The organism is Prochlorococcus marinus str. NATL2A (assembly GCF_000012465.1).
In the GTDB taxonomy this organism is placed as follows: Bacteria; Cyanobacteriota; Cyanobacteriia; order PCC-6307; family Cyanobiaceae; genus Prochlorococcus_B; species Prochlorococcus_B marinus_B.
Window position 1 is genome coordinate 477,204 of record NC_007335.2, and the last position, 13,023, is coordinate 490,226.

The window sequence follows — 13,023 nt, forward strand, 5'->3', positions numbered from 1 at the left end:
AACTTAAGCTTAAAAACAAGTAGCAGTAATACTTCCTTGGATATTATGCCCTGTAATTTCAATCGTTTTTGGCTAATTGTAAATATTTGATTTGTTAATTCTGTGATGATTTGAAAATAGAAAACAAATGAATTTTTTAGAAGAAAAATTCATTTTCAATATCTGATGGAGGCCAGTTGATATCCACAACTACAGGTGCGTGATCACTAGGTTTCTCTCTAGATCTTTGTTCTTTGTCGATCCAACAACTATTGGCACAACTAAGAATATCTTCTGTTAGGTAAATATGATCGATCCTCCAACCCTTGTCTCTTTCCCAGGCTGAATGCCGATAATCCCACCAAGACCAATTTTTCTCTCCCGGCTCAAAAATCCTAAAAACATCTTCTAGTTCCCCTCCTAAAGCATCTTTGAGTAATTCCCTCTCTTTGGAAGAGGCCATGATTGACTCTTCATATCTACTTGGTGTATGGATATCTCTATCTTCAGGGGCAATATTAAAGTCTCCTAGTAAACATATAGGTGTATTATTTTTATTGATTTCTCTTAGGTAAACCTGTAGGCATTTTAGCCATTTTTTTTTATAAATAAACTTATCTGAATTTATAGATGATCCATTTGGAACATAAACATTTATGATTCTAATATCATTGATATCAGCGCTTATAATTCTTTTCTGCTCACTTAATATAGATAAATCTTGATAGTCGTTGGTAACTTCATTAAACCCAATCTTTATATCATTAATTGGGAATCGACTTATTATTGCCACTCCATTATAAGACTTTTGGCCAGAGATTGATACCTCATACCCAAGGTCTGAAAAAATTTCAATTGGAAAAAATTTATCTTCTGTTTTTGTCTCTTGTAAGCAAAGAATGTCAATCTTGTTAGTGATGAGCCATTCTTTGACATGATCTATTCTTGAACGAATAGAATTCACATTCCAGGTTGCAACAAGCAAGACTTAAAAATTTTATTGCTTAAGTTATTATTATGTAAATTTAGACGAAAGTTTAGTTTTGAAGCAAACTGCACGTTTTATTAATGGCCAATTATGGTTTGCTTTATCTTGCTTGGCACCAATTTTAATTACGGTAGGCCAAGTTTTTTCGCCTTCAAAAACAATAAGAATTTCGGAACTAAAAAATTATTCAACTGATGAGAAAAGAGATATTTACAGCACTTTTGATACAGAAGATCAAATTGATCAAGGTTTACCAATCGATCCATTTGATTTAATGAACCGTCTTAAGCAAGCAGGAGCTATGAATAATGCTACAACCCCATCAGATGCACTCGATGCAGCTCTCAATGCATTTGATCAGTCAGAGGATGAGAATATCCCAAATGAATAAAAACACAATAGTATCCTTAGGCTTTTGGTAAATTTAAAATTGGTCCCTAATGGCCTCTTAATTAAATAGATGCAGAACCATCCAATCCCCTCGGTCACTGATCCATTGCAATACCGAGCAATTGGATTAGTTAGAGGTATTTACAAGCCTCAAGATGAAGACACCTTTACTCGTGGAGCTCTAATTGATTCAAAAGGTAATGAAATAGATTCAGTTGTCCTTGGAAGAGTCATAACCTTGATTAAAAATCACGTCCCTCTAGAAAAAACTCACCTCTGGGTCGTATATCCAAGATGTAGGAATAATCAAAATCTTCATTTGCAAATCACAGGTATTTGGGAACCAAGTACTTTAAAAAAAGATCTTCTTGATAGCGAGGGATTGAATGAAAATTCAGGTCTCAAGGGGGATTCTGATTCTTTATTGGAGGGTGATGATTATTTTTCAATAAGAGGAGAATTAATTTTTACTAAGCCAGAGGAAAAGAATGTAGTTATTAAAATTCGTCAAAAGCCAAGAAATCAGCAAAAAAAAGCGTTACCTTTCAAATTGAATCTTAAAGGTGAAGTACCTATTAATTATTTAAAACATTTTATTAGTCTAAATGTTCGTCGTATTGACTATCAACTTTTGATTGAGGATTTTCAAATAATAGGCCCTCTTTCTAAACAACAAATAAACAATAAAAGTAAAAAAATCTTAAAAAATAAAAATTAGTCTTATTTCGAGAATTATATATAAATGCATTCCATCTATAAAACTAATTATATATTTACTAGTAAATGAAATCTATTTTTATTGATTGTAGTCTTGGAATATCTGGAGATATGCTCGCATCAGCTTTATTCGATTTAGGTGTTCCACACTCTATTTTCTTGGATAACTTAGTAAGTTTAAATATAGATAAAAATTATAAACTAAAATTTGAAGCGGGAGATAGTGATGGCATAAAAGGCATTGTCTGTAAAAAAAACGAAATTCAATTTAAGGAATTATCTAGAAGTCTTAATGAGATAAAGAACTTACTTCTCGATTCAAGCTTGAATGATTATGTGAAGAAAAAGTCTATTAAGGTTTTTGAAATTCTTGCTGAAGCTGAAGCAGTTGTTCACGGGAATCAAATCTCAGATGTTCATTTTCATGAACTAGGTTCAATAGATTCCATCCTTGATATTGTTAATGTTTGCTCAGCGATAGACTTTTTAAAGCCATACAAAATTTATTTTTCAAATCCACCTTCTGGGAAAGGAATTGTATCCACTTCACATGGCCCTATGCCTGTTCCAGTGCCTACTGTTTTAGAGATAGCGAGGCAAAATGAAATCCCATTAATGGTGCTTGATGATAAATATTTTGGTGAAATAACAACTCCTACTGGCATCGCATTGATAGCAACTTTTATAGATAAGTTTGGCCAACCAAGTAATCTAAATATTCAAAATATTGGTATTGGCTTAGGAAGTAAAAATATATCTCGTCCTAACTTTTTACGTATTCTGCTAATAGATGAAAATGATTATTATATGGAAAATAATAAACCCTCTAATGAAAATATAATTTCTCAGGAGGCTTGGATTGATGATTCTACTCCTGAAGATGTTGCTGTTTTAATCGATAGATTAAGGTCTGCAGGTGCCATAGATGTTATTTGTTATTCGGTCGATATGAAAAAAAATAGAAAAGGTATATGTATACAAGCTATTGTCTACCCAAAGCATAAAAATTTACTGCGTGAAGTTTGGTTTAACTACAGTACAACAATTGGAATAAGAGAAAATAATATTAGCCGCTGGATACTTCCAAGAAGAATAGTGAGTCATAAAACTAAATTTGGGACAGTTAATGTTAAGCAAGTAATGAGACCAAATGGTCAGACTTCAATAAAAATAGAACATAAAGACTTGACTCGAATAACTTTAAATACAGGAATCCCAATAGAAGAAATACGTCAGAAATTAATCATAGAATTATCAGAATTTTATGAAATCGATGATTGGTCTTTTTGATGATTAATTTTATCATGAATGAAATTATCAGAAGAAATTTTGTTTTTGGAATGATTTCTAAAATCAACATTAAATTTTTGATAACATTAATTTGTTTTGCATTTCTTGGGAATTCAATATATGGGAATTTTGATTCATTATCTAATCAGACAATTACTAGTGAAGAAATATCATGGCTATTATGGGGGGTTATATTTAGTTTCTTTAGTATAATTATTAATGCTTATGCATGGAAGCTTTTAATAAATAACATTGGTTGTAGTATTAGTAATTTGAATATAATACAACTTTTCCTGGCTACAAATATATATAAATATTTGCCTGGTGGAATATGGCATTTTGTTTCTAGATATAAGAACTTGCGGTTAGAACTTTCAAATGAAAAATCAATTGAATCTATTTTATTAGAGCCAATCTTAATGCTAGTTGCAGGCTTTATTTTTATACCTTTTAGAGGTTTCAATCTGCCCATTTATATACTTTGCTGGTCATCTACTTTACTCTTCTTGCCAACATTTAGACAGTCACTAATAAAGAAATTGAGGACAATGAAGGCAAGCATTTTTACTAATAATGTTAATATTAAAGACAGAGATTTAGCGAAAAATAGTCAAAATATTTCAACAAGTTTGTTTTACCCATATAAGCCACTATTTGTAGAGATTATATTTATTTTTTTCAGATTTATTGGTTTTTTATGTTGTGTAAATGCATTTTCTATTGGGTCATTAGTTTCACATGGTGAATTAATATCTTCCTTTTCCTTGGCTTGGATAATTGGTCTTGTAGTCCCTGCCGCACCGGGAGGGTTAGGTGTGTTTGAATCTGTGATTCTATTTAGTCTAAGTTCACATTTGCCAGAGGCACCTCTCTTGGCTTCATTGCTTTGCTATCGGCTAGTTTCAACAGTTTCTGATATATTGGCAGCTTTGATTTATCCAGTTAAAAAACTATTTAAAGTTTAAATATTCATTTTACTTATTTCTGTTATTTAAGCTTGGTATTAGGGCTAAAGAGGCTATTAATCCCAGGCATATTATTATCAAAGAAGGTAAGATAGATTCTGCTAGTCTTTCATCTCCTGCATATTGGAATATTCTTACTGAAAGCGTATCAAAATCAAATGGTCTTAATATAAAAGTTAGTGGTAATTCCTTTATTGTGTCTACAAAAACAAGAAGGATGCCTACCAGAATAGGTCCTTTGAGAAGTGGTAGATGTATTTTAAAAAGGACCTCCGACCAGTTTTTCCCTAGATTTATGGCAGCATTATCTATATTTGGCGAGATCCTCTCAAAGCCAGCATCAAGACCACCTTTTGAAACAGCTAAGAATCGAATGCTATAACCCCAGATTAGTAAGCTTAATATGTTGACTTGCAAGATACTTCCTTTAAAGGAAAGAAGAGAAAGGGCTAAAACAGATCCTGGAATTGCATAGCCAATACTGGATAAGAAGGTCAATATATTGAGCCATTGATGATTATGCCACCTCTTGGAAATTGATAAAATCAATGATATAAATATCGTTATTAATGAAACAGCTAAGGCTAAGCTAAAGCTTCTAATAGTCAATCCAACTAAATCTATATTGAACCCTTGATTTATTTGATCAATATTTATTATTGCCCATGTGATTGGAATACCCAATGTAAGAATTGGAGGGGTAAAGGTTACAACTTGAGCAAGGAATAGATTTATACCTTTTAATTCCCATTTTGGTGCATCTACGCTACTTATTCCGTCTATCCATCGTTTACTTTTTTCTCTTGATTTGCGTTCAATTGCAACTAATAGAAAAACTAAAATTAGAGCAAATAAGGCAAGAGCAATGGCACCTGAGGGCTCACCTTTCTCTATCCAACTCTCAAGTATTCCAGCTGAAATACTTGGAATATTTAACAGTTGAACGGCACCTAATTCATTTATGATTTCCATGGCCATTAAAGCTAATCCAGCAGTGATTGAGGGAATTGCTATTGGGAGAGATATTCTAAAGAAACTTTTCCAAGGGCCTATACCAAGAGTTCTGCATGCTTCAATTTGTTTTCTACCGCCTTCCTCAAAACTTTCTGAACTTAGTAAAAATACATATGGATATGTTGTAAATGCCATTATTACTACACCCCACAACATGCCGGTAATTCTGATGGAATAAATGCTACCGAGGTCAATGAATGTAGCAGCTAAAAGATAAGCTGGTGTTGCGAAAGGAATTAGTTGGCAAACTTTAAGTACTTTTCTACCTTTGAAATGGCAATTGGCTAAAATCCAACCATTTGTTACACCTAAAAATCCTCCTAGAGTTAGAGAAAAAATCAACAGTAAAAGTGTTCCTTTTATTTCATTAAGATTGGCTGTAGTTAAATAAATAGAACCTTTTTGAATACCGTATAAACCCTCTTTTACGAGATTAAATAACGGCCATAAAATAAAAAATGTTAATAAAACTACTAAGTACTTTAATATGTAACGACTATTATTTAATCCAATTAGATTATAGACGAAATTAATATTTTTTTCTATTTTGAAGGCCTTTGAAGCAGGTCTGTTGTTGTTCAATTTATTCTTAAATTTGTCATTTTGTGATTATTTGTCAATACATGCATTTAATTGAGACAGTATTTTTGTTTTATCTAATTCTTTACCAATAAAGACAAGTTGATTATTTCTTTCTTCTCCCCATTCACTATCTTCAATAGAAATTCTTTTACCAGCGAGGTGAAAGACATGTCTTCTTTCGCTTTCGCTGAACCAAAGAATACCCTTTGCTCTGAAAACATCGCTTTTTAATTGATTATCTAGAAAATATTGGAATTTTCTAAGAGAGAAAGGTTCTTTAGTTTGAAAAGAAACAGAAAGAAAGTCTTCAATTCTATTATCTTCTTCTGAGTGTCCATGTCCATGTCCATGTCCATGTCCATGTCCATGTTTATGTTCATGAGAGTGATCATGAACTGATTCTTTTTGATTAATTAGATCAGTTTCAAATAGACCCACACTTAATAATAGATTAAGAGGAATATTTCCTTTAATGCTTTTTAAAATTCTCACATCATTTTTTATTTCTTTTAACTTGTCTATGGTTTCTTCTATATTTTTATTAGTTACTAAATCACATTTATTTAGAAGTAAAATATCACCATAGATTACCTGTGATCTTCCTATTGAACTTTCTAAAGCAACATCATTAAAGTTCTCAGCATCAATTAGAGTTATAATTGAGTCTAATCTTGTTTGATCTCTTAAATCACTTCCAAGTAATGTCATCGCAACTGGAAGAGGATCTGCTAATCCTGTAGTTTCAATTATAATATAGTCTAACTTCTTGTTGACATTGATTAACTTTTCTATTGCTTCTACTAACTCACCATTTATAGAGCAACATATACATCCATTACTTAGTTCTATCATTTCTTCTTCAGTCTTAATTATTAACTCATTATCAATTCCTATTTCACCAAACTCGTTAACTAATACAGCTGTCTTTATACCTTGCTGATTAGTAAGTATATGATTTAATAAAGTTGTTTTCCCTGAGCCTAAAAAACCTGATATAATTGTAATAGGGATATTTTTTTTGGAAACCATATTTTTATTAAGATTAGATACGCTAGCGTTCATTTTAATTGCAGTAAATAATGATACATTAGCTATTGATTAATTTATCAATAGCCTCAGCAAGCTTTATGTCATTGGTAGTGATTCCACCTTTGTCATGAGTGGTTAAATTGATTTTAACTTTATTATATATATTCTGCCAATCTGGATGATGATCTATTTTTTCAGATAAAAGAGCGACTTTACTCATAAATCCAAAAGCCTCAATGAAATTTTCAAATTTAAATTCTTTCTTTATCGTTTTATTATCTATTATCCAAGAAGGATTCTTTTCTATAAAAGAATCTAGTTGATTTTTCTCTATTAAGGAAACCATGAGTTTTTCATATTTCATTTTAATTTAAATCAAAATCACCAATTGCATGTAATTGTAATGACCTTGATTTATTTGATGCTCTATGTTCCCATATATAGATGGCTTGCCATAAGCCTATTTCTAATTTGCCGTCAACAACACTGAAGCTTAAATTATTTGAAGTAAGCATTGTTCTTATATGAGCAGGCATATCGTCTAAACCTTCTTCTGAATGAAGATATTCTATTTTTTTAAGATTTTTGTTGAGAGGATAAACTCCCTCCTCTGGGACAATAGCATTCATGTAAGCTGATAGGTCTTTAAGAACATTAATATCCGCATTTTCATTTATAATTAAACTACAGCTTGTATGTTTTAGAAAAATAAGAAGTATTCCTTTTTTAAGCTTTTTATATTTGATCCAATGATTAATGTTTTTTGTTATGTCAGTAAAACCTTGTCCCTTCGTCTCGAAATCAATAGTTGATAAAATCTGTTCCATTTCTAATAAATCGTTTAACCTGACTTTATTAAATCCTAACAGGTTTGTTTCTTTCTTATCAGGTTAAGTATTTTGAATTCGATCTTATAAAAAAGATATAACCTGTTTGATTTTTAAATCATGAATAATTTAATTAAGAACTTATGATTTAAATATTTAAAATTGATCAAATACTGATCTCTTTTAATCAATTTGATATTAGGATTACACATATATCAAATTAAATACATTGTCAAAGTCTGCTTGGCAGCTTTTGGGTGATTACCTAAAAGATACGCAGTTGTTGGGATCTATACAAAGCACTCTCTACTGGGATCAAAATACATCTATGCCTATTGCTGGTTCCAATTGGAGAGGAGAGCAATTAAGTCTTATAGCTAAGCAACTTCATGCAAGACAAAGTTCTGAACAGTTCGAAATTTTAATAAAAGAAGCTAAATCTGAACTTCAAAATTCAAAAGAAAAAGATGATTTTGAATCACAACTCATCACAGATAGATTTAGAAATATTGATTTGCTTGAGCAAGATTTCAATAGACAGAAAAGTTTGGATCCTCAATTGGTCGTTGAGCTTGCAACAGCAAAGTCTGAAGGGTATATGTGTTGGCAGGAAGCTAGGAAAAATAATGATTTCAAAAGCTTTTCTCCAGCTCTTAAGAAATTAATTGCATTACGAACAGAACAATCCAATCAGCTCTGTGAAGAAAGAAGTTGCTGGGAGACACTTGCCCAGCCTTTTGAACCGAATTTAACGATTGATCGTGTAAGCGAACTATTTGAACCTTTACAAAAGAGATTGCCAGAATTGATTCAGAAGGCTGAGACAATTACCAATAAAAAGAGTGAAAAATGGGATTTAGCAATTAGTGATCAAGAAAAACTCTGTCAAATACTTTTAAATGATTGGTCTAGGGATCCTGCTAATACAGCGATAGCTAAGTCTCCTCATCCATTCTCTATAACTTTAGGTCCGGATGATTATCGAATTACGACAAGAATAGTTAAAGGTCAGCCACTTTCTTGCTTATTAGCTACTGCCCATGAGTGGGGTCATTCTCTTTATGAACAAGGTTTGCCTTCTAAAAGTCACCAATGGTTTGCATGGCCGTTAGGTCAAGCAACCTCTATGGCTGTTCATGAGAGTCAATCTCTATTTTGGGAAAATAGGATTGCTAGGAGCTTTTCATTTGCAAAGTCTTTTTGGCATCATTTTGAGAATGCAGGTGCTCCAATTCACTCTGGAGATGATTTATGGATCAATCTAAATCCATTTACTCCGGGATTGAACCGAGTAGAGGCTGATGAGCTCAGTTATGGCTTGCACATAATGATTAGGACTGAATTGGAAATTGATCTTCTCGAGAGAGGCCTTTCTGTGGAAGATCTGCCTAATGAATGGAATAAGAGGTATTTGCACCTTCTAGGTGTGTCGCCTAAAAATGATACTGAAGGATGTTTGCAAGATGTGCACTGGAGTGAGGGGATGTTTGGTTATTTCCCTTCTTATTTGCTTGGTCATCTTATTAGCGCTCAGTTGACAAAAACTCTTGAAGAAGATTTAGGGAAAATTGAAAATCTTATTGAATCTACGGAAATCAGTAAAATATTGGGTTGGCTTCGCAAAAATGTTCATCATTATGGGAGAAGTTTAGATTCTGAGGAACTTGTAAGGAAGGTTACTGGAGCAAAATTATCACCAACTTATTTTCTTGAATACTTAGATAATAAACTTGAAAAGCTGTCTACAATCTCTAAGTAAAATAGACATATATTGCCAAAAAAATTAAGAGGAGCATGTCTTTTGTTGAAACTTTTCTAAATTATCCGACGCAACTCCATTTGCATTTACTGCGTTGATTTACCATGTAAGAACATAGAAAAATACCATGGCTAACCTTGACCAAGCGCCTAGCAGAACAATGCCTAATCTGCTTCATATATTGCCTGCGTTTGCCAATGAATCTGAACTTAGAGTCAATACAATCGTTGAGTTAAATTCAAATACTATAAATAAATACGAACTTATTACTGAAACAGGGCATCTAAAACTTGATCGTGTCGGATATTCTTCTCTGGCCTACCCTTTTGCTTATGGGTGTCTTCCACGGACATGGGATGAAGACGGGGACCCATTAGATATCGAAATTGTGAATGTTACAGAGCCTTTGGTTCCCGGTTCAATTGTTGAGGCAAGGATTATAGGAATAATGACTTTTGATGATGGAGGTGAAGTTGACGACAAAGTTATTGGCGTAATAGCCGATGACAAGAGGATGGATCACATACAAAGCTTTGAACAATTAGGTAAGCATTGGATTAATGAAACAACTTATTATTGGGAGCATTACAAGGATCTTAAAAAACCAGGAACTTGTACTGTAAATGGTTTCTTTGGTGTTGAAAAAGCAGTTCAGATTATTAAATCCTGTGAGGAGCGTTACTTATCTGCAATAGATCCTAATTTAATTAATTAAATTTTATGAATGATTTAGGCCCTTGCAGACTTGAATATCTCTTCTAATATTTCCCCTGCTCCACGGCCTTTTAATTCATTGGCTAAGTCTATTCCTATTTCCTCCGCAGAGCTTACCGATCCTTTTTTTATATCTCTAATTAATCTTTTACCATCTAAACTTGCGACCATTCCTTCAAGAATTAATTCATTGTTGTTAATTTCCGTTCTAACGCCTATTGGAACTTGACATCCTCCTTCAAGCTCTCTGAGGAAAGACCTTTCAGCTAAACATCTTTTAGATGTTGATTCGTGTTCAAGTGTTTTTAAAATATCTAGTACCTTTTGTTGACCACTTACACATTCAATACCAAGAGCTCCCTGCCCCACAGCATGAAGTGAAATATCTGTTGGGATTAACTGATGTATTCGATTAGCAAAGCCAAGTCTTTGCAATCCAGCAGCAGCCAATATAAGACAGTCATATTCTCCTGAGTCAAGCTTTTCTAATCGTGTAATAACATTTCCTCTTACATCTTTGAAAACAAGATGTGGATAATGGTATCTCAATTGAGCAAGCCTTCTTAATGAACTAGTCCCCACAACAGAACCTTCTGGAAGAGTCTCTAGTTTGTGAATTTGATTTTTCTCATTAACAACTAACGCGTCTGAAGGATCTTCTCTTTTTGTGATGCAGCCAAGAATCAATCCATCTGGAAGGTTCGTGGGTAAATCCTTAAGTGAGTGGACTGCAATTTCAGCATGACCAAGAAGCATTTGTGCTTCAAGCTCTTTAGTGAAAAGACCTTTATCTCCTATTTTTGCTAAAGCCACATCAAGTATTTTGTCACCCTGCGTAGCCATTGCTTCGATAGTGATAACAAGATCAGGATGTTCTCTTTGTAGTTCATCTCGTACCCAGTTCGTCTGAACCATGGCCAGCTGGCTTCGGCGAGAGGCGATGCGCAGTTGGTCTAGAGTCATTAGCAAATATTTTCTATTTCTTTACCTTAAGCAGTCAACCTTACCAAATTAAAAATCTTGGAAAATAATTTAATAAGGTTGATGTGAAATGAAATCTATGATCTAAACAATTATTTGTATTTGTTGGTTGTAAAAGTAAAGGTTATTTAGTTTAGTTTTTTAATTTAGCTTGATATATTCTTTAAGAACCCCGTTTCTGTTTGGATGGCGGAGTTTTCTGAGAGCCTTAGCCTCTATTTGTCTGATCCTCTCTCTAGTTACATCAAAAATTTGTCCAATTTCTTCAAGGGTTTTCATTCTTCCATCATCTAAGCCATAACGAAGTCTTAGAACATCCCTCTCTCTGGGACTTAGTGTAGCGAGAACACCCTCCAAATCTTCTCTTAATAAGGTTTTTGCCACATCTTGTTCAGGATTTTCTATGTCTGCTTCAATAAAGTCACCAAGTCTAGAATCTTCTTCTTTCCCAATAGGGGTCTCAAGAGAAATGGGGAGCTGAGCACTTTTTGCAATGAATCTGAGTTTTTCAATCGTCATTTCCATGCTTTCGGCGATTTCTTCCTCGGTTGGTTTCCTTCCAAACTCTTGACTTAAAACTTTAGTGGTTTTCTTGATCCTTGAAATTGTTTCATATAAATGCACAGGCAAACGAATTGTTCTGCTTTGATCTGCAATTGCTCTAGTGATAGCCTGCCTTATCCACCAAGTAGCATAAGTTGAGAATTTATATCCTTTCTCATGATCAAATTTTTCAGCTGCACGAATTAGACCAAGACTTCCTTCTTGAATAAGATCTTGAAAAGACAAACCTCTATTCATATATTTCTTGGCAATTGAAACTACTAGTCGTAGATTCGATTGCACCATTTTTTCTTTTGCTCGTCTGCCAAGCATTAGTCGCCTGCGGAAGCGAGCTAATGGCATGTCTGCAAGAACTGCCCATTCTTTGACTGATGGGAAATGTCCATTCTCACTTTCAAATTGCGCAGCTTCTTCCTCTAATTGAAGAAGATCTGCTATCTTCCTGGCTAATTCAATTTCTTCATCTGGCCTGAGAAGTCTTATACGACCAATTTCTTGTAGATAAACCCTAATCGAGTCTTCTGTATAAACACCCTTTGGCCCTATTTTTATACTTGCTAAGGCTTTAGCTGCTGCTTCTTGAGCACTTGATAGCACAGAGGCATTATCGTCATCATCATCTAGATCGATATCGGCTTCAGGCACTTTATTAGCTTCAGCAATTAATTTATCCGCCTCTAGATCTAAATCAATTTTTAGATCATTTGAAGATTCTTGAGGAAGAGTCTGGGTTTCTTTAGTCACGTTTAATTTGGCAGCTGTTTTTTTAATTTTTTTGGAATTGTTTTTAGGATCCTGATTAATAGAAATATTTTTAGATGTCTGTTTTTCCTTTAACATGATTCCCCCGATGGTTTTGTGGTCAGTTGCAGAGCTCAGGTTAGTACCCGAAAAAATGGTCGGAATCTCCTAGAGATGTTATTTCAGGAAAAACTATTTAATTTGTAAAATTTCAACAAAAACACTCTAATTTGAGATTGTCCTTAATCGTGATAAATCTTGCGAAAAATCACATGAAATCAATATGGACTTGAGATCATGAAGGATGTTTTGTTGAAGAATAGAAATGTATAAGCAAGGAGGTCAGGGGATTTCTCAGACCGGCTTATCTCAGAATTGGATTTTTCCTATTCTTGATAAAGCTTCTAGTCTTCCCTCTGGGTGGAATTTTGCAAGTTCCACAACAGCTTTAAAGCTGTTCACAATCCAATGGTAGAAAAAATT

Annotated in this window: 14 protein-coding genes; 7 read left to right on the forward strand and 7 right to left on the reverse strand. The window is 33.4% G+C overall.

The window, feature by feature from the left end:
- Window positions 1–136: 136 nt before the first annotated feature.
- A complete protein-coding gene (gene xth, locus PMN2A_RS02550; RefSeq protein ID WP_011294449.1) occupies window positions 137–964 on the reverse strand; it encodes an exodeoxyribonuclease III in 828 nt (275 codons plus the stop codon).
- A gap of 58 nt (window positions 965–1,022) precedes the next feature.
- Here xth and PMN2A_RS02555 point away from each other — a divergent pair, with 58 nt between their 5' ends.
- From PMN2A_RS02555 to PMN2A_RS02570, 4 genes are all read left to right on the forward strand, one after another.
- Window positions 1,023–1,358 (forward strand): hypothetical protein, encoded by a 336-nt coding sequence (locus tag PMN2A_RS02555; protein WP_011294450.1) that lies wholly within the window; start codon window positions 1,023–1,025, stop codon window positions 1,356–1,358.
- A gap of 69 nt (window positions 1,359–1,427) precedes the next feature.
- Window positions 1,428–2,075, forward strand: coding sequence for a hypothetical protein (locus PMN2A_RS02560; RefSeq protein WP_011294451.1), 648 nt, complete (start codon window positions 1,428–1,430; stop codon window positions 2,073–2,075).
- A 65-nt stretch (window positions 2,076–2,140) separates the two neighbouring features.
- Window positions 2,141–3,364: a nickel pincer cofactor biosynthesis protein LarC gene (gene larC / locus PMN2A_RS02565; protein WP_011294452.1), complete on the forward strand. Its 1,224-nt coding sequence runs from the start codon at window positions 2,141–2,143 to the stop codon at window positions 3,362–3,364.
- 14 nt (window positions 3,365–3,378) lie between these two features.
- The gene (locus tag PMN2A_RS02570) at window positions 3,379–4,329 is read left to right on the forward strand and encodes a lysylphosphatidylglycerol synthase domain-containing protein (RefSeq protein WP_225866324.1); all 951 of its coding nucleotides are present in this window, start codon (window positions 3,379–3,381) and stop codon (window positions 4,327–4,329) included.
- Between the two features lie 9 nt (window positions 4,330–4,338).
- On the opposite strand, the gene PMN2A_RS02575 is transcribed toward PMN2A_RS02570, so the two are convergent.
- From PMN2A_RS02575 to PMN2A_RS02590, 4 genes are read right to left on the reverse strand one after another with little or no spacing between them, the layout of a single operon-like run.
- A complete protein-coding gene (locus tag PMN2A_RS02575) occupies window positions 4,339–5,925 on the reverse strand; it encodes an ABC transporter permease (protein ID WP_011294454.1) in 1,587 nt (528 codons plus the stop codon).
- 27 nt (window positions 5,926–5,952) lie between these two features.
- Window positions 5,953–6,987: a CobW family GTP-binding protein gene (locus PMN2A_RS02580; RefSeq protein WP_011294455.1), complete on the reverse strand. Its 1,035-nt coding sequence runs from the start codon at window positions 6,985–6,987 to the stop codon at window positions 5,953–5,955.
- A 25-nt stretch (window positions 6,988–7,012) separates the two neighbouring features.
- Window positions 7,013–7,318 carry a 4a-hydroxytetrahydrobiopterin dehydratase gene (locus PMN2A_RS02585; protein ID WP_011294456.1) on the reverse strand — a complete coding sequence of 102 codons (306 nt, stop codon included), beginning with the start codon at window positions 7,316–7,318 and terminating at the stop codon, window positions 7,013–7,015.
- Between the two features lies 1 nt (window position 7,319).
- Window positions 7,320–7,781: a secondary thiamine-phosphate synthase enzyme YjbQ gene (locus PMN2A_RS02590; RefSeq protein ID WP_011294457.1), complete on the reverse strand. Its 462-nt coding sequence runs from the start codon at window positions 7,779–7,781 to the stop codon at window positions 7,320–7,322.
- A gap of 229 nt (window positions 7,782–8,010) precedes the next feature.
- Here PMN2A_RS02590 and PMN2A_RS02595 point away from each other — a divergent pair, with 229 nt between their 5' ends.
- Together PMN2A_RS02595 and PMN2A_RS02600 are read left to right on the forward strand one after the other, a co-directional pair.
- Window positions 8,011–9,540: a carboxypeptidase M32 gene (locus tag PMN2A_RS02595; protein ID WP_011294458.1), complete on the forward strand. Its 1,530-nt coding sequence runs from the start codon at window positions 8,011–8,013 to the stop codon at window positions 9,538–9,540.
- 127 nt (window positions 9,541–9,667) lie between these two features.
- The gene (locus PMN2A_RS02600; protein ID WP_011294459.1) at window positions 9,668–10,255 is read left to right on the forward strand and encodes an inorganic diphosphatase; all 588 of its coding nucleotides are present in this window, start codon (window positions 9,668–9,670) and stop codon (window positions 10,253–10,255) included.
- A 14-nt stretch (window positions 10,256–10,269) separates the two neighbouring features.
- Here the strand turns inward: PMN2A_RS02600 and hemC are convergent, their stop codons facing one another.
- Window positions 10,270–11,217 carry a hydroxymethylbilane synthase gene (gene hemC, locus PMN2A_RS02605; protein WP_011294460.1) on the reverse strand — a complete coding sequence of 316 codons (948 nt, stop codon included), beginning with the start codon at window positions 11,215–11,217 and terminating at the stop codon, window positions 10,270–10,272.
- A 159-nt stretch (window positions 11,218–11,376) separates the two neighbouring features.
- On the reverse strand, window positions 11,377–12,639 hold the full coding sequence (rpoD, locus tag PMN2A_RS02610) for an RNA polymerase sigma factor RpoD (RefSeq protein ID WP_011294461.1): 1,263 nt from the start codon (window positions 12,637–12,639) through the stop codon (window positions 11,377–11,379).
- A 226-nt stretch (window positions 12,640–12,865) separates the two neighbouring features.
- Here rpoD and PMN2A_RS10415 point away from each other — a divergent pair, with 226 nt between their 5' ends.
- The gene (locus PMN2A_RS10415; protein WP_011295155.1) at window positions 12,866–13,015 is read left to right on the forward strand and encodes a hypothetical protein; all 150 of its coding nucleotides are present in this window, start codon (window positions 12,866–12,868) and stop codon (window positions 13,013–13,015) included.
- Window positions 13,016–13,023: the final 8 nt, after the last annotated feature.

What these genes read in the sequence shown, in the direction of transcription:
- PMN2A_RS02560 (WP_011294451.1), top strand. Translation starts at nt 1,428, where the DNA reads ATGCAGAACCATCCAATCCCCTCGGTCACTGATCCATTGCAATACCGA.
- larC (WP_011294452.1), top strand. Translation starts at nt 2,141, where the DNA reads ATGAAATCTATTTTTATTGATTGTAGTCTTGGAATATCTGGAGATATG.
- PMN2A_RS02570 (WP_225866324.1), top strand. Translation starts at nt 3,379, where the DNA reads ATGAATGAAATTATCAGAAGAAATTTTGTTTTTGGAATGATTTCTAAA.
- PMN2A_RS02580 (WP_011294455.1), bottom strand. Translation starts at nt 6,987, where the DNA reads ATGAACGCTAGCGTATCTAATCTTAATAAAAATATGGTTTCCAAAAAA.
- PMN2A_RS02585 (WP_011294456.1), bottom strand. Translation starts at nt 7,318, where the DNA reads ATGAAATATGAAAAACTCATGGTTTCCTTAATAGAGAAAAATCAACTA.
- PMN2A_RS02590 (WP_011294457.1), bottom strand. Translation starts at nt 7,781, where the DNA reads ATGGAACAGATTTTATCAACTATTGATTTCGAGACGAAGGGACAAGGT.
- PMN2A_RS02600 (WP_011294459.1), top strand. Translation starts at nt 9,668, where the DNA reads ATGGCTAACCTTGACCAAGCGCCTAGCAGAACAATGCCTAATCTGCTT.
- hemC (WP_011294460.1), bottom strand. Translation starts at nt 11,217, where the DNA reads ATGACTCTAGACCAACTGCGCATCGCCTCTCGCCGAAGCCAGCTGGCC.
- rpoD (WP_011294461.1), bottom strand. Translation starts at nt 12,639, where the DNA reads ATGTTAAAGGAAAAACAGACATCTAAAAATATTTCTATTAATCAGGAT.
- PMN2A_RS10415 (WP_011295155.1), top strand. Translation starts at nt 12,866, where the DNA reads ATGTATAAGCAAGGAGGTCAGGGGATTTCTCAGACCGGCTTATCTCAG.